Annotated in this window: 13 protein-coding genes; 5 read left to right on the top strand and 8 right to left on the bottom strand. The window is 68.6% G+C overall.

Features of this window, described 5'->3' with window-relative positions; genetic code table 11:
- Positions 1–26: 26 nt before the first annotated feature.
- Positions 27–722 (bottom strand): iron-dependent transcriptional repressor DtxR, encoded by a 696-nt coding sequence (locus tag PWF70_RS13770; RefSeq protein WP_006359500.1) that lies wholly within the window; start codon positions 720–722, stop codon positions 27–29.
- A gap of 160 nt (positions 723–882) precedes the next feature.
- Between PWF70_RS13770 and PWF70_RS13765 the strand changes: the two genes are divergently transcribed.
- Positions 883–2,139 carry an acetoin utilization protein AcuC gene (locus PWF70_RS13765; RefSeq protein WP_006359499.1) on the top strand — a complete coding sequence of 419 codons (1,257 nt, stop codon included), beginning with the start codon at positions 883–885 and terminating at the stop codon, positions 2,137–2,139.
- Positions 2,132–4,969 carry a bifunctional acetate--CoA ligase family protein/GNAT family N-acetyltransferase gene (locus tag PWF70_RS13760; protein ID WP_035754135.1) on the top strand — a complete coding sequence of 946 codons (2,838 nt, stop codon included), beginning with the start codon at positions 2,132–2,134 and terminating at the stop codon, positions 4,967–4,969. The genes PWF70_RS13765 and PWF70_RS13760 overlap by 8 nt, the downstream gene beginning before the upstream one ends.
- Positions 4,970–4,982: 13 nt before the next feature.
- Here PWF70_RS13760 and PWF70_RS13755 read toward each other — a convergent pair whose 3' ends face one another.
- Together PWF70_RS13755 and PWF70_RS13750 are read right to left on the bottom strand one after the other, a co-directional pair.
- Complete coding sequence (locus PWF70_RS13755) at positions 4,983–5,921, bottom strand: sigma-70 family RNA polymerase sigma factor (protein WP_174310882.1); 939 nt, start codon at positions 5,919–5,921, stop codon at positions 4,983–4,985.
- Between the two features lie 255 nt (positions 5,922–6,176).
- The gene (locus PWF70_RS13750) at positions 6,177–6,614 is read right to left on the bottom strand and encodes a DUF3099 domain-containing protein (protein ID WP_035754136.1); all 438 of its coding nucleotides are present in this window, start codon (positions 6,612–6,614) and stop codon (positions 6,177–6,179) included.
- 133 nt (positions 6,615–6,747) lie between these two features.
- Between PWF70_RS13750 and PWF70_RS13745 the strand changes: the two genes are divergently transcribed.
- Positions 6,748–7,020, top strand: coding sequence for a DUF3039 domain-containing protein (locus PWF70_RS13745; RefSeq protein WP_005197294.1), 273 nt, complete (start codon positions 6,748–6,750; stop codon positions 7,018–7,020).
- A gap of 21 nt (positions 7,021–7,041) precedes the next feature.
- Here the strand turns inward: PWF70_RS13745 and PWF70_RS13740 are convergent, their stop codons facing one another.
- Entirely contained in the window at positions 7,042–8,307 is a 1,266-nt protein-coding gene (locus PWF70_RS13740; protein WP_139319493.1) for a YihY/virulence factor BrkB family protein, read from the bottom strand.
- 268 nt (positions 8,308–8,575) lie between these two features.
- Between PWF70_RS13740 and PWF70_RS13735 the strand changes: the two genes are divergently transcribed.
- On the top strand, positions 8,576–10,333 hold the full coding sequence (locus PWF70_RS13735; protein WP_006357269.1) for a DEAD/DEAH box helicase: 1,758 nt from the start codon (positions 8,576–8,578) through the stop codon (positions 10,331–10,333).
- A gap of 95 nt (positions 10,334–10,428) precedes the next feature.
- Here PWF70_RS13735 and PWF70_RS13730 read toward each other — a convergent pair whose 3' ends face one another.
- From PWF70_RS13730 to ppgK, 3 genes are all read right to left on the bottom strand, one after another.
- A complete protein-coding gene (locus tag PWF70_RS13730; RefSeq protein WP_005197291.1) occupies positions 10,429–10,638 on the bottom strand; it encodes a DUF7455 domain-containing protein in 210 nt (69 codons plus the stop codon).
- Positions 10,639–10,864: 226 nt separating this feature from the next.
- Complete coding sequence (locus PWF70_RS13725; RefSeq protein WP_259347561.1) at positions 10,865–12,415, bottom strand: RNA polymerase sigma factor; 1,551 nt, start codon at positions 12,413–12,415, stop codon at positions 10,865–10,867.
- Positions 12,416–12,471: 56 nt separating this feature from the next.
- Positions 12,472–13,260, bottom strand: coding sequence for a polyphosphate--glucose phosphotransferase (ppgK, locus tag PWF70_RS13720; RefSeq protein WP_035754137.1), 789 nt, complete (start codon positions 13,258–13,260; stop codon positions 12,472–12,474).
- A 131-nt stretch (positions 13,261–13,391) separates the two neighbouring features.
- Here ppgK and PWF70_RS13715 point away from each other — a divergent pair, with 131 nt between their 5' ends.
- Entirely contained in the window at positions 13,392–14,252 is an 861-nt protein-coding gene (locus PWF70_RS13715) for an inositol monophosphatase family protein (RefSeq protein WP_006357272.1), read from the top strand.
- Positions 14,253–14,259: 7 nt separating this feature from the next.
- On the opposite strand, the gene cei is transcribed toward PWF70_RS13715, so the two are convergent.
- A complete protein-coding gene (gene cei, locus PWF70_RS13710) occupies positions 14,260–14,952 on the bottom strand; it encodes an envelope integrity protein Cei (protein ID WP_035754138.1) in 693 nt (230 codons plus the stop codon).
- Between the last annotated feature and the right edge of the window lie 233 nt (positions 14,953–15,185).

Below are 15,185 nucleotides of genomic sequence, written 5' to 3'. Positions count from 1 at the left end.
CCTCGTTGGGCCAGACCGCTGCCGCGTCAGACCTTCTCCACGACCTTCTCGACGAAGACCGAATGCGCCATGTCGGCGGAGAGCTCCAGGCCCTCGTGTCCGGGGGTGTTGATCGTGATGGTGCCGGCGACGTTGGTCACGGTCACGCGGGCGTTCGGAACCACGCCGGCCTCCCGCAGATGCGAGATGAGACCCACGTCGGACTGTGCGTGCTCGGACAGTCGCCGCACGATGACCGCCACGGTGTCGCCTGCGGGCAGATCCGCGATCCGGGTCGCACCGTCGTCGGTCGAGGACACCTCGACGCCGAGCAGATCCAGACCCGGGATCGGGTTGCCGTAGGGCGAGGTCGTCGGGTACTCGAGCACGGCGAGCAGACGACGCTCGACGTTCTCGCTCATCACGTGCTCCCAGCGGCAGGCCTCCTCGTGGACCTGGTCCCAGGGCATGCCGATGACGTCGACCAGGAGCCGCTCGGCCAGGCGGTGCTTGCGCATGACCGCGACGGCCAGCGACCGGCCGCGCTCGGTCAGTTCGAGATGGCGGTCGCCCGCGACGCGCAGAAGTCCGTCGCGTTCCATCCGGGCGACGGTCTGGGAGACGGTCGGGCCGCTTTGGTCCAGGCGCTCGGCGATACGCGCCCGCAGCGGCATGATCCCCTCTTCCTCGAGGTCGTAGATCGTCCGCAGATACATCTCGGTGGTGTCAACCAGATCGTTCACTGTGCCCAATCCCTTTCGTCCCCGCCAAGATTACCCTGTTCGCCCACGGTGACAGCCCTCTCACGAGGCCGCGGCACATGGCGACGACCCCGACCGTACCCACATGTGGTCGAACCGACATCGTCCAGCCGCCCGCCAGGTGAACCACTAGCCTGAACCTGTGACCGACACTTCCACGACGGCCGTCATCTGGAGCGAGGACTTCCTGTCCTACCGGTGGGCCCACACCCACCCGATGAATCCCGTGAGGCTCGCGCTGACGATGACCCTCGCCCAGAGCCTCGGGGTGCTCGACGACGTCGAGACGGTGCCGCCGCAGGCCATCGACGACGACGCCCTCACCGCGGTGCACACCCGCGACTACATCGACGCCGTCCGCGCGGTGGGTTCCGGCACCGCGTCGCTGTCGGGTCCGCTGCTCGAGCGGCTGTTCGGACTGGGCGACGCGGACAACCCGGTGTTCGCCGGGATGCACGAGGCCGCCCGGCTCCTCGTCGGCGGCACCCTCGCCGCCGCGCAGACCGTGGCGTCGGGTGCCGCGACCCGCGCGGTCAACATCGGCGGTGGCATGCACCACGCGATGAAGGCCCGGGCCGCCGGGTTCTGCATCTACAACGACTGCGCGATCGCGATCCGATACCTGCTGGACAAAGGCTTCGACCGGATCGCCTACATCGACGTCGACGCCCACCACGGCGACGGCGTCCAGGTGGAGTTCGCGGCGGACCCGCGCGTGATGACCGTCTCGCTGCACCAGCATCCCGCGACGCTGTGGCCGGGGACGGGCTGGCCGACCGAGGTCGGCGACGGCGACGCGCAGGGGAGTGCGGTCAACCTCGCGCTGATGCCCAACACCGAGGATCGCCTGTGGCTGCGGGCATTCCATGCCGTCGTGCCGTCACTGATCGCCGGGTTCAAACCGCAGATCATCGTCAGTCAGTGCGGCGCCGACAGTCATCGCGCCGATCCCCTCACCGACCTGTCGCTCACCGTCGAGGGGCAGCGCGCGGCGATGATCGCGATGCGTGATCTCGCCGACAAATACTGTGAGGGACGGTGGATCGCGGTCGGCGGTGGTGGCTACGGCGTCGTCAACGTGGTGCCGCGCAGCTGGACCCACCTGCTCGGCGTCGCTCTCGACCGGGAGATCGACCCGACCACGACCATCGACGAATCCTGGTGCGCCACAGCCGAACAGATCTCCACCCAGGTGCACTCCGACTATGCCCGGCCGCCGGTCGGGGTGATGGGCGACGGCGGCGACGTCGACTATCAGCCGTGGGACGGCGATGCGGGTCAGGAGCCATTCGAGGGGGTGAGTGCAACGGCACAGCGACAGACCGATCGCGCGATCCTGGCGACCCGCCGCGCGGTGTACCCTCTGCACGGTCTCGACCCGGAGGATCCCCGTGACTGATCAGGACGTGTCGTCCACCCCAGAGCAAACGCCGACCACGCCGGAAACACTGGCCGATCAGCCCGAACCCCGTGGCGCGTGGGACTATCCGCGACACTGGATCGCCGACGTGCTGGCCTCCGACGGCGGGGTCGTGCACCTGCGTCCGATCGTCCCCGACGACGCCGAGCGGATCGTCGCCTTCCATTCCAAGCTCTCCGAACGCACCCGCTACATGCGGTACTTCGGCCCGACACCGACGCTGCCGCCCCGCGAGGTCGCCCGGATGACGACCGTCGACCATCAGCAGCGCGTGGCGATCGTGGCGGTGCTCGGCGGCGAGATCATCGCCGTCGGCATCTACGAGGGACTCGCCTTCGACGGCAAGCCGGAATCGGCCGAGGTCGCCTTCGTCGTGGCCGACGAACACCAGGGCCGCGGTCTCGGACCGATCCTGCTCGAACACCTCGCGGGCGCCGCGGCCGAGAACGGTTTCACCCGCTTCGAGGCCGAGGTGCTCAGCGAGAACCCGAACATGGTCGCCGTGTTCCGCGACGCCGGCTACCAACTCGCCCGCAGCTTCGACGGCTCGACGGTGCACGTGGAGTTCCTGATCGACCCGACCGAGGCGCTCCTGTCGGTGCGCAACGCCCGCGAGAACGCGTCGGAGGCCCGCAGCGTCGCGAACCTGCTGCGCCCCACCTCGGTCGCGGTCATCGGTGCGTCGACCGATCCGAACAAGGTCGGCAACGCGTTGCTGGCCAACATCATCGCCGGCGGGTTCACCGGTCCGGTCTTCCCGGTGAACGGACCGGCCCGCGTCGAGGAGGAGCCCGGTAGCGACGCGCAGCGGCTCGGTCGCATGACGAGCCCGAGCCGGAAGCGAACCCGCGAACGGCCGCCGTCGGTCCGCGGCATCCGTGCCTACGAGACGGTGCGTGACATCCCGGACCCGGTGGATCTCGCGGTGGTCGCGGTCCCGGCGTCCCGGGTCGACGACGTCCTCGACGACTGTCTGGTGAAGGGTGTGCGGACGCTGGTCGTCGTGTCGGCGGGTTTCGGTGACTCCGGCGAGGAGGAGGGCCTCGAGAACGAGCGTCGCCTCGTCGCGCAGGTCCGCGAACACGGCATGCGGCTCGTCGGGCCGAACGCGCTCGGCGTGGCCAACAACGACGCCGGGATCGCGCTCAACGCCACACTTGCACCGCGGATCCCGGCTGCCGGCCGGGTCGGGTTCTTCTGCCAGTCCGGTGCGCTGGGCATCGCGATCCTCGACACCGCTGCCCGGCGGCAGATCGGGTTGTCGACCTTCGTCTCGGCGGGCAACCGTGCCGACGTCTCCGGCAACGACCTGCTGCAGTACTGGGACAGCGACGCCTCGACCGACGTGATCCTGCTCTACCTGGAGAGCTTCGGTAACCCGCGCAAGTTCTCGCGCATCTCGCGGCGGGTGTCGCGGGCCAAGCCGATCGTCGCGGTGAAGTCGGGCAGGGGAGCGATGAGCCCGGTCCGTGCGGCCCGGTCGACGGCCAACTTCGACGACCAGATCGCGCGCATGATGCTCGAACAGGCCGGTGTCATCCAGGTCGAGACGATCCCCGAGTTGTTCGACTGCGCGGCGTTGTTCGCCTATCAGCCGCTACCGCGCGGACCCCGCGTTCGGATCATCGGCAACTCGTCGGTGCTGGGCAGTCTCGCCGCCGACCAGGCACGCAACGGCGGCCTCGAGGTCGTCGACAACATCGACCTCGGTGCGGGGGCGTCGGAGGAACTGTTCGAAGATGCCGTCTCGGCGGCCATGACCGACACCGGCGTGGACGCGATCATCGTCGTCTTCGTGCCGCCGGTGGCGGTGGACGCCGACTGGCACGCCCGCGCACTGATGGCCGCGGCCAACACGCCGGGTGCCGATGGCGAGAAGCCGATCGTCACGACGTTCCTCGCCGTCGACGGCATCCCGCCGGGTCTCACCAAACCCGGCCCGAACGGTATGCCCGAACGCGGGTCCATCCCGTCATATGCCAGCCCGGAGCGCGCCGCGGCGTCATTGGCCCGTGCGTGGCAGTACGCGAAGTGGAAGTTGCGGCCGGAGTCGGCGATCCACCGGGCCGAGGGCACCGACCCCGAGGCGGCCCGTATGTACGTCCGCGAGGCGATGGACTCGGACGGGCAGTCGTCGGACCGTCTCCTCGGCCAGGTCGAGTCGGCGAGACTGCTGCGCTGGTACGGCGTCTCGGTCGTCCCGTTCCGTGAGGTCAGGACGATGCACGAGGCGTCGGCCGCAGCGCGGGAACTCGGCTTCCCGGTGGCGGTGAAGGCCACCTCGCCCAAGTGGCGGGGTCGTCTCGACCGTGAGGGTGCCCGGCTCGACCTGCCCGACGCGACGGCGGTCGTCAACGCGTTCGCCGAGCTGAGCGAACTCACCGGCGATCACGTCCTGCATGTCCAGAAGATGGCCCCGAAGGGCGTCGGCACGGTCATCCGCGTCCGCGACGACGAGTCGTTCGGGTCGGTGATCTCGTTCGGGTTGTCCGGGCGGACCTTCGACCTGCTCGGGGACCACGGCTACCGGGCGATCCCGCTCACCGAACCCGACGCCCGTGAACTGATCGACGAACCGCGTTCGGCGCCGCTCCTCTCCGGGTATCGAGGTGAGGAACCGGCCGACAAGGAGGCACTCGTCGACCTGTTGCTGCGGATCTCCACACTCGTCGACGACATCCCCGAGGTGCGCGACGTGCTCTGCGACCCGATCCTCGTGTCGGTCGAGGGCGCCTCGGTGCTCAACGCCCAGATACGAGTCGGCCCGGTGCCCGGAAGACGGGACACCGGACCGAGACGGCTCAGCTAGGAGACCGGAAGCGTCAGCTGGCGTAGGCGCGCAGGCGCTCGGCACGATCGCCGGCGCGCAGCTTGCCCATGACCTCGCGCTCGATCTGACGCACGCGCTCGCGCGACAGTCCGAACATGCGGCCGATCTGATCGAGGGTGCGCGGCTGGCCGTCGTCGAGGCCGTAGCGCATCCGGATGACCTGCTGCTCACGCTCGTCGAGGGTTGCGAGGACCGCCCGGATGTCGGAGTGCAGGAGACCGGCGATGACGGCGTTCTCGGCGGAGGTGGCCTCGGCGTCCTCGATGAAGTCGCCCAGCGGCGCCTCCTCGTCGCTACCGACCGGCATGTCGAGGCTCACCGGGTCGCGGCTGTGGTCGAGGAGGTCGGCGATCTTCTCGGCCGGGATGCCCGACTCGTTGGCCAGTTCCTCGTCGGTGGCCTCGCGGCCGAGCTGCTGGTGGAGCTCACGCTTGATGCGGGCGAGCTTGTTCACCTGCTCGACGAGATGGACGGGGAGCCGGATCGTGCGGCTCTGGTCGGCCATGCCGCGGGTGATGGCCTGACGAATCCACCATGTGGCGTACGTCGAGAACTTGAAGCCCTTGGCGTAGTCGAACTTCTCCATGGCGCGGATCAGACCCAGGTTGCCCTCCTGGATGAGATCCAGGAGCGGCATGCCGCGACCGGTGTAACGCTTGGCCAGCGAGACGACGAGACGGAGATTCGCCTCGAGCAGGTGGGCGCGTGCCGCCTCACCCTCGCGGACGATGGTCGCCAGGTCACGCTTCTTGGTGGCCGAGAGGCGCTTCTTGGTTGCCAGGACGTGCTTGGCGTAGAGGCCGGCCTCGATCTGCTTGGCGAGTTCGACCTCCTGCTCTGCGTTGAGGAGAGCGGTGCGTCCGATCCCGTTGAGGTAGACGCGGACGAGGTCCGCGGCCGGCGACTGGGCGTCGAGATCCTGCTCCGTCATCGCCGGGCGGGTGCCCGGGGCGGCGGGATCGGCGAAACCTGTGGTCGGGGTCGAACGTGCAACTGTCGAGCGTGACATGCGGCCTCCTGACTTGAATGCGTTCACTGGGTCCAACGTCCATGTGATGGCGATAGTTCCCGAAAGTCATTCGGCGCAAACCCGAAGGAGGCTTGGTGACCTGCGAAGACTTTCGCCGATTCGCAGGAGCGGCTGAGAAGTTGCTGAGATGTCGAACGCGGGGGAACCGCGAGCGCGTCAGTCGTCGGGATCGACGACGTGCCCCTCGACGGTTCCCCGGTCGAGTTGCTGATCGGTGTGCGAGAGGGCGGGCGGGCCGACGACGTGATGGTCGGCGCCGTACTTATAGTGCGGTACCTCGCCGCGCTTGCGGGGCGGGCGGTCGTTGGCGATCAGCACGGCCATCCACGGCAGCGGGATGGAGATGGCGACGATGGCCAGGGCGAGGAGTCCGGAGCCGGTGATCGAGTAGGCGATGCCGGCGACTATCAGTGCGGGGACGCGGAACGCCATCATGATCAGGTACTTGCGCACCCGGGCCTTCTGCTGCGCTTCGAGCGAGTCCTGGGCGTCGGTGATCAGGAAGGTCTCGGCGGCCACGGCCGGGTGTTCCGACCTGCCGAATCGTCTCGAGTCCTCGTGGTGGTCGTGCGGCTGACGGCCGGTCGCGCCCATGGAATCCCTTTGTTCGAACACCCTCTCCACTGTCCCACTTTCGGTTGCTCATTGCACTGACGGATTCCGGGCACCTGACGGCTGCCGCGGAGCAGCCTGTGCTTCGGGTTCCCCGGTGACGCACAATAGAGCAATGGCAACTGAAACCATCGAACGCCCCGATCTCGACGAGTGGACCGACACCGAGACCGACGAGAGGTCCGACGCCGACGCCACCGACAGCAGTGACGACGACCGGCCCAAGTTCTTCCACTACGTCAAGAAGGACAAGATCGCGGAGAGCGCCGTGATGGGCAGCCATGTGGTCGCGCTCTGCGGCGAGACCTTCCCGGTGACCCGTGCGGCCAAGCCGGGTTCGCCGGTGTGCCCGAAGTGCAAGAAGATCTACGCCAAGCTGCGCAAGTAGCGAGGGGGTCGCCGGGACCGGTCAGTCGCTCTCGCGGTCGCGCGTGGGACGTCGGATCGGTCCCGACGACAACCGGTCGGGAATCGTCTTGAGCTGGCCGGTGAAGTCGGAGGTCTGCGAGTTGACCCAGTGCCGGACCTGGGTCGTCGTGGACGCCTTGGCCGGCCAGAACTGTTGCACCGCCGCGTTGAACTCGGCCCCGATGACGATGCCGAAGCCGAGCGAGAAGGTGAACAGCAGGAAGGCGATCGGTGTCGCCAGCGCCCCGTATGACACGCCCGCCTCGGTGATCTTCGTCAGGTAGATGCGCAGCACGTAGCTGGCGACCCAGAAGAACACGCCCGCGACGATCGCGCCGCCGATGAGCCGGTGCCACGGCAGCGGATTGGGCAGGGCCAGGTGGTAGAGCGTGGTGAGCACGAACAGCAGGAGCACCGCGACGAACGGGAAATAGCCGAAGTCGATGAGTGTGGTCACGAACGACCCCCACGACTCCGGGACGATCGCCCGCAGATAGTTCGGTCCGAGTGCGACCAGCGGCAGCAGGAACACCGCCACGAACAGGAAGCCGACGTAGAGGAACAGCGCGAAGAACCGCTGCCACACCGGATGCCGGACCTCGTGCTGATCGTGCGCCTTGGCGATGGAGGCGATGAAACACGACATCGCCGACGAGCCGGCCCACAGCGACAGGATGAAGCCGACCGACATGAGTCCGATGCGGCCCCGTCCCAGGACGCTGTCCACGGTCGGGGTGATCAGGTCGTCGACGACCGTCTCGGTGAAGGTGCGCTGCGCGAACTCGATGATGCGGTCGTAGACGATGTCGACGGTGCCGGGTCCGAACCAGCCCGCGACGTAACCGACCGAGCCGAGGAGCCCGAGCAGCAGCGGGGGCAGCGAAAGCGCCTGCCAGAACGCGGCCTGCGCCGCCCAGCCGATGATCCCGTCGTCCCAGGACTTCACGATCGTCCGCCACACCACCCGGTGCATGTTGGGTAGGACCGGGGGACCGGGTTCGTTCTCGGCGTCGTCCGAATCCGAAGCCGCCTTCGCGCCGTTCGCCGGGACGGGCTCGTCGACTCCCTCGGGCTTCTCCGGCCGGTCGTGCACGACCGCGACGTCACGGGAGGCGGGTGCGGTGACGCCGGGGATTTCGGTGTCGCCGGCGAGCGGGGCCGGCCGGCGCGGCGTCCGGATCGTCGTGTCGAGCGGAGCGGTCACCGCGCTCGACGGATTCGGGCGCACGGCAGCCACCGGCGACGTCGCGTCGTCGGTCAGTGGCACCGGATTCCTCTTTCGCGTTGTGATGAGTTCAATATCCCCGATCGAAGGCCGTAAAGGGTACCCGGGTCACCAGGCGCGTCGTTCGGAGCGACCACACGGTGATGTCCGCGTCGGTGTCGGCGAGCCGCGGCGAGGGGGTGTCGCGATGCGGGTGCGGGGGCGGCCCGGCGGTACGATTGCCGGGTCCCCTTCGGCGCGGGTCCTCCCAACGCGAGGGGTCATTTCATGCCCGGTAGGGAATCCGTACGCCGTCAGGAGCAACACACACGTGACGTCCGCCGAACCCTCCACCAGCAGTGCCGATGCGTCGGGAACCGCCGCTCCCAATCTCGGGTCGCTCCGTGCCTGGCAGCGCCGTGCGCTGACCAAGTACCTGACGCGCAGGCCGAAGGACTTCCTCGCGGTGGCGACGCCCGGCGCCGGCAAGACGACGTTCGGCCTGCGTGTCGCCCGCGAACTGCTCGACGATCGGACTGTCGAACAGATCACCGTCGTGGCGCCCACCGAGCACCTCAAGCACCAGTGGGCCGAGGCGGCCGCGCGCGTGGGTATCGCCCTGGACTCGCATTTCTCGAACTCGGCCGGACAGACCAGCTCCGACTACAACGGCGTCGTCCTCACCTACGCCCAGGTGGCCGCGCACCCGACCAAGCACCGGGTCCGCACCGAGAACCGCCGCACCCTGGTCATCCTCGACGAGATCCACCACGGCGGTGACGCCAAGTCGTGGGGTGATGCGATCCGCGAGGCCTTCGACGACGCGGAACGCCGCCTGCTGCTCACCGGTACGCCGTTCCGCTCCGACGACTCGCCGATCCCGTTCGTCGTCTACGAGGCCGAGGCCGGCGGACACCAGCGCTCCAAGGCCGACCACACCTACGGCTACGCCGACGCGCTGAAGGACGGCGTCGTCCGTCCGGTGGTGTTCCTGGCGTACTCCGGCGAGGCGAGCTGGCGGACCAGCGCGGGCGAGGAGTTCACCGCGCGTCTCGGTGAGCCGTTGTCGGCCGAGCACACCGCGCGCGCCTGGCGGACCGCCCTCGACCCGCACGGTGATTGGATTCCGGCGGTCCTCACCGCCGCGCACACCCGACTCGGCCAGCTGCGTGCCAGCGGGATGCCCGATGCCGGCGGCCTGGTCATCGCGACCGACCAGTCGACCGCCCGCGACTACGCCGAACTGCTCACCGCCATCACCGGCAAGCAACCGACTCTGGTCCTCTCCGACGACCCCAAGTCCTCCTCCCGGATCGCCGAGTTCTCCGCGTCGAAGGACGAGTGGATGATCGCGGTGCGCATGGTGTCCGAGGGCGTCGACGTGCCGCGGCTCGCGGTCGGCGTGTACGCCACCAGCTCGTCGACCCCGCTGTTCTTCGCGCAGGCGATCGGTCGCTTCGTGCGATCGCGGCGCCCCGGCGAGACCGCGAGCGTGTTCCTGCCGTCGGTCCCCGTGCTGCTCGACCTCGCCAGCCAGATGGAGGCCCAGCGCGACCACGTCCTCGGCAAGCCGCACCGCGAGAGCGACGGCCTCGACGACCAGCTGCTCATCGACGCGAACAAGCAGAAGGACGAACCGGGGGAGGACGAGCCGGCGTTCCAGTCGCTGCACGCCGACGCCGAACTCGACCAGGTGATCTTCGACGGAGCGTCGTTCGGCACCGCCACCTTCGCCGGCAGCGATGAGGAATCGGACTACCTCGGCCTGCCCGGACTCCTCGACGCCGATCAGGTGCGCGCTCTGCTGCAGAAGCGCCAGGCCGAACAGGTCGTCGCCCGGTCGACCCCGGCGGCCGAGCCCAAGTCGGAAACCCCTGATCCCGGTCGTGCGCCCGGTACCACCGGGGAGAACCTGCACGCGCTGCGCAAGGAACTCAACACCCTGGTCGCCATGCACCACCACCGCACCGGGAAGCCCCACGGCATGGTGCACAACGAGCTCCGAACCCGGCTGGGTGGTCCGCCGACCGCGATGGCCACCGCCGAGCAGCTCAAAGAACGTATCGCCGCGCTGCGGACGTGGCGCTGAGCGCCCTCGGGGACCCGAACATGAGAGAACCCGGCCGGATGTTCCGGCCGGGTTCTCTCATCGTCTGGGGCTCGCCCGTCAGGCCATGACGAGTGTCAGACCAGTTCGCCCTCGGCTTCGACCACGGTGGCGCTGAGCTCCACCAGTCGGGCTTCGTGCTCGTTGAAGTGATGACGGCAGAAGAGAAGCTCGCCGCCCTTGGGCAGGACGGCACGTACCTTGGCTGCGGCACCGCAGCGATCACAGCGATCGGCGGCGGTGAGCGGTAGGTAGATCGGGGCTGTGGTGGTGGCGATGTCAGTCATTGTTCCTCCGTCCCGGTCCGGCGCCGGTATCCGGACGCCTTCCCTTCGAGCCGACACATCCGGGCGATGCGTCAAACCTCACTCTGTCAGACGCTCGGCGGCTTCGTATTGTTCCGGCAGGTGCTATCGGTGTGTCGTCACTCACCGTTAACCCCAGGCAACAATCCGACAACGTCTCCCGGAATCAGCCGTCCGGGGTCGGCGACCGGTTTTCCGGAGTGCGGAACTAGTCCAGGTAATCCCGGAGAACCTGCGACCGCGACGGGTGGCGTAGCTTCGACATCGTCTTGGACTCGATCTGGCGGATGCGCTCACGCGTGACGCCGTAGACCTGACCGATCTCGTCGAGGGTGCGGGGCTGGCCGTCGGTGAGACCGAAGCGCAGACGCACCACGCCCGCCTCGCGCTCGGACAGCGTCTCGAGGACCGACTGCAGCTGATCCTGCAGGAGGGTGAAGCTCACCGCGTCGACCGCGACGACCGCCTCGGAGTCCTCGATGAAGTCGCCGAGCTGGCTGTCGCCCTCGTCGCCGATGGTCTGGTCCAGCGAGATGGGCTCCCGGGCGTACTGCTGGATCTCCAGCACCTTCTCCGGGGTGATGTCCATCTCCTTGGCGAGTTCCTCGGGAGTCGGCTCGCGGCCGAGGTCCTGGAGGAGCTCACGCTGGATACGGCCCAGCTTGTTGATGACCTCGACCATGTGCACCGGGATGCGGATGGTGCGGGCCTGGTCGGCCATCGCGCGGGTGATCGCCTGGCGAATCCACCACGTGGCGTAGGTCGAGAACTTGTAACCCTTTGTGTAGTCGAACTTCTCGACCGCGCGGATCAGACCGAGGTTGCCCTCCTGGATCAGATCCAGGAACGCCATGCCGCGGCCGGTGTAGCGCTTGGCGAGCGAGACGACCAGACGGAGGTTGGCCTCGAGCAGGTGGTTCTTCGCACGGTTGCCGTCGCGGGAGATCCAGTTCAGGTCGCGCTTCTGCGCGGTGCTGATCTTCTCGCCGGAATCCATCATCCGACGGAGACGCTCGGTGGCGAACAGACCGGCCTCGATGCGCTTGGCGAGCTCGACCTCCTCTTCGGCGTTGAGGAGGGCGACCTTGCCGATCTGCTTGAGGTAGGCGCGCACGCTGTCGGCGGAAGCGGTGAGCTCGGCGTCCTTGCGGGCCTGGCGGAGTGCCTCCGACTCCTCTTCGTCCCAGACGAAGTCACCGGACTTGGCGGCGGCGTCGGTCTTGGTCGGCTCCTTTGCCGCGGTCTTGGCGCCGGCGGGTGCCGCCTCGGCCTCCTCGGACTCGTCCGCGTCGTCGGAGTCCTCGGTCTCGTCCTCGTCGTCGACCTCGATGTCGTCGATCTCCACGTCCTCGAGCTCGCCGTCGGCGACGTCGATGTCGTCGATCGAGTTCGGGTCATCGGGCTCGGCGTCGGTGTCGGCGACACCCTCGGCGGAAGTGGCCTTCTTGGCTGCCTTCTTGGGGGCTGCCTTCTTGGTGGCCTTCTTCGCTGCTGCCTTCTTCGCGGGCGCCTTCTTGGCAGCGGTCTTCTTCGCAGCCTTCTTGGCGGTCCGCTTGGCCGGGGTTTCGGTCGAGGCGGTGGTCGACTGGGTCTCGTCGGCCTCGGCGTCCCCCTGGCGGGTCTTGATGGCTGCCACGTACAACCTTTCGAACTTCTCTTCAGCGGAGTCTTTGTCGGGTCCCGTGAGACGTGACACGGCAGCACGAGCCGCCGTGGACAAGGGCTTGGTTTCTCGGTTCAGATGACCGGTGACGACCATTGTAACGACATCGGCTCGCCCGATGTGACAAAGCCCTGGTCAATCGACGCGGCGGCCTAGGTTTTGATGCCCTGTGAGACCGCCATCGCCGCGCCCACGATACCGGCGGTGTTCAGCAGCGTGGCGGGCACGACCGGGGTCTTGTTGGTGAGCAGGGGAATCCACTTGTCGGCCTTGCGGCTGATGCCGCCGCCGGCGATGAACAGCTTGGGCCAGAACAGCGCCTCGTAGGCCTTGAGGACGTCGGACACCTTCTCGGTCCATTTCTCGTAGGACCAGTCCTTCTCCTCCTTGATCCGCGACGACGCCTGGTGCTCGGCCTCCTTCTTGCCGACCTGCATGTGACCCAGCTCGGTGTTGGGCACGAGGTTGCCGTTGATGAGGATCGCCGAGCCGATGCCGGTGCCGAACGTCAGCAGCATCACCACGCCGTCGACGCCCTTGCCCGCGCCGTAGGCGTCCTCGGCCATCCCGGCCGCGTCGGCGTCGTTGAGCACCGAGACCGCGCGCCCGCCGAGGTGGCGGCTGAACAGCTCGTAGACGTCGGTGCCGATCCACGCCTTGTCGATGTTCGCGGCGGTCCGCATGATGCCCTCGGTGACCACGCCCGGCAGGGTGATGCCGACCGGACCGGCCCAGTCGAAGTGGGCGACGACCTCGGCGACCGCGGCGGCGACCGCCTCCGGGGTGGCCGGCTGCGGGGTGAGCACCTTGAATCGCTCGCCGACGAGTTCGCCGGTGTCGAGATCCACGATGCCGCCCTTGATCCCGGAGCCGCCGACGTCGACGCCGAAGCCCGGATTCCTGGGGGTCGGCGAGCTGTCGGTGGCGGGCGTGTCGGTCATGGCGGAGTCCCCTTCGGCGGCCGGCGGTGATCGACATCAGGCTATCGGCGCCCGCCGCCGCACGCGCGGCATCCCTCCAGATGCGTTGCTTCGCCTCACCGGTGAACGGTCCCGGCCGCCGATGTGCTGACATGGAACACGTGGATCAGACAATTCCGGTGGACGAACTGGCCGCCATCGCGGTGGACGTGGCGCAGGAGGCGGCCGCCCACGTGCGACGCCGCCGACCCGAATTGTTCGGTGCGACACCGGCACTTAACCCGGTGTCGACCAAGTCGACGGAAACCGATCCGGTCACCGTCGCCGACACCGAGACCGAACGCCTCATCCGGCAGCTCCTGCACCAGGCGAGGCCCGACGACGAGGTCCTGGGGGAGGAGCACGGCGGGAGTCGTGCCGTCCCGTCCGGTGTGCGCTGGGTGGTCGACCCCATCGACGGCACGGTCAACTTCATGTACGGCGTCCCCGCCTACGCGGTGTCGCTGGCGGCGCAGGTCGACGGCCGCTCGGTCGCCGGCGTCGTCGTCGACGTGGCGCGCGAGGTCGTCTACGGGGCCGCTCTGGGCGGCGGTGCCTGGGTCGCCGACGGTGACGGCGACCGAGTGCCGCTGCGCTGCAATCCTGTCGACCGTGCGGAACTCGCCCTCGTGGCAACGGGTTTCGGTTACGCAGCCGACCGTCGGCGCGCGCAGGGACGGATCGTCGCGGAGCTGCTCCCGAAGGTGCGGGACATCCGGCGGATCGGTGCCGCGGCGCTCGATCTGTGCATGGTGGCCTCCGGCGCGGTCGACGCCCATTACGAACACGGCCTGAGTCCCTGGGACTGGGCTGCGGGCGGTCTCATCGCCGCCGAGGCGGGTGCGGTCGTGGTGACCCCGCCGCCGGACTCCCGGGCGGACGAGGGGCACATCACCGTGGCCGTCGCACCGGGTATCGCCGACGAGTTCCTCGGACTGCTGGACGAGGTCGGGGCGCGGGAACCGCTGGTCTAGGACGAACTCAGCACGGGGCCGAGTGGACCGCCTTCACCAGGGCGGGATCGGCACCGGTCTCGGGGTTGGTGGGATCGGCCGACCGCAGTGCCTCGAGCGCCGCCTGCGCGTCCTGGGAGAGCTCACCACCCGAGTGGTAGGTACCGAGTGCGACGTCGACCGCGGTACCCCGGCGTCCGTCGTCGACGAGCTGCGCGCAGGGGAACGCCAGCCAGGCGGCCGCGGCGGAGGCGCGGCCCGCAGGACCGAACCGGATCTGCGCGACGCAGTTGAGATCCCGGTTGACGTAGACGGGATCGTCGGCGAACGGGGTGTCGACGGCCGGCGTGAAGCCCTGGGCCGCGAGGTCCTCGGACACCGATCGGGCAGCGCCTCGTTCCTCGGAGGCGTTGAGGACGCGGACCTGGAAGGTCGACAGGGCGGCGGGTGCGACCTCCAGCATCTCGTCGCGGGGGACCGGGGTGAGGGCCGGCGGCTCCGCCGGCTCCGGCGCGCCGGCCTCCGTGGCGGTTGCCGGGGACGGCTGATTACAAGCCGTGGGAACCGATTCGCTGTCGTCGCTGCCGAGCACGACCGCCCAGACGATCACGCCGAGGACCATGAGGACCACCACCGTGATGATCGCCGGGGCATACCGGCGGCGCGGGTACGGGCGGCCCTGTTCGTCGGTCGGGTAGCCGGTCGTAATCTTCGAGACCACCGTGGAACGACTCCTCACTGGGGAAACTCACGAGCGGGTGTACTGCACCGGGAACGACGCCCCGCGCGATCTCCGCAACACTCTAGAGGGTCGATCGCGCCGCGGGTGCGAGCCTCGCCGCCGGTGCCGTGTCGTGACCTCACCTACGGGCCCGACCTGCGTCAAACGCCCGATTTCGGACAAATCCGCGGTGCCGCATTGACGATTGACTGGACGTGGTCTATTCTTCGGGC

The organism is Gordonia sp. Swx-4, from assembly GCF_030316175.1.
In the GTDB taxonomy this organism is placed as follows: Bacteria; Actinomycetota; Actinomycetes; order Mycobacteriales; family Mycobacteriaceae; genus Gordonia; species Gordonia alkanivorans.
Note: the sequence above shows the minus strand (reverse complement) of the source record. Positions and strands in the feature narration are given on the sequence as shown.

What these genes read in the sequence shown, in the direction of transcription:
- PWF70_RS13755 (WP_174310882.1), bottom strand. Translation starts at nt 5,921, where the DNA reads ATGACGGAGCAGGATCTCGACGCCCAGTCGCCGGCCGCGGACCTCGTC.
- PWF70_RS13750 (WP_035754136.1), bottom strand. Translation starts at nt 6,614, where the DNA reads ATGGGCGCGACCGGCCGTCAGCCGCACGACCACCACGAGGACTCGAGA.
- PWF70_RS13745 (WP_005197294.1), top strand. Translation starts at nt 6,748, where the DNA reads ATGGCAACTGAAACCATCGAACGCCCCGATCTCGACGAGTGGACCGAC.
- PWF70_RS13730 (WP_005197291.1), bottom strand. Translation starts at nt 10,638, where the DNA reads ATGACTGACATCGCCACCACCACAGCCCCGATCTACCTACCGCTCACC.
- PWF70_RS13725 (WP_259347561.1), bottom strand. Translation starts at nt 12,415, where the DNA reads ATGGTCGTCACCGGTCATCTGAACCGAGAAACCAAGCCCTTGTCCACG.
- ppgK (WP_035754137.1), bottom strand. Translation starts at nt 13,260, where the DNA reads ATGACCGACACGCCCGCCACCGACAGCTCGCCGACCCCCAGGAATCCG.
- PWF70_RS13715 (WP_006357272.1), top strand. Translation starts at nt 13,392, where the DNA reads ATGGAACACGTGGATCAGACAATTCCGGTGGACGAACTGGCCGCCATC.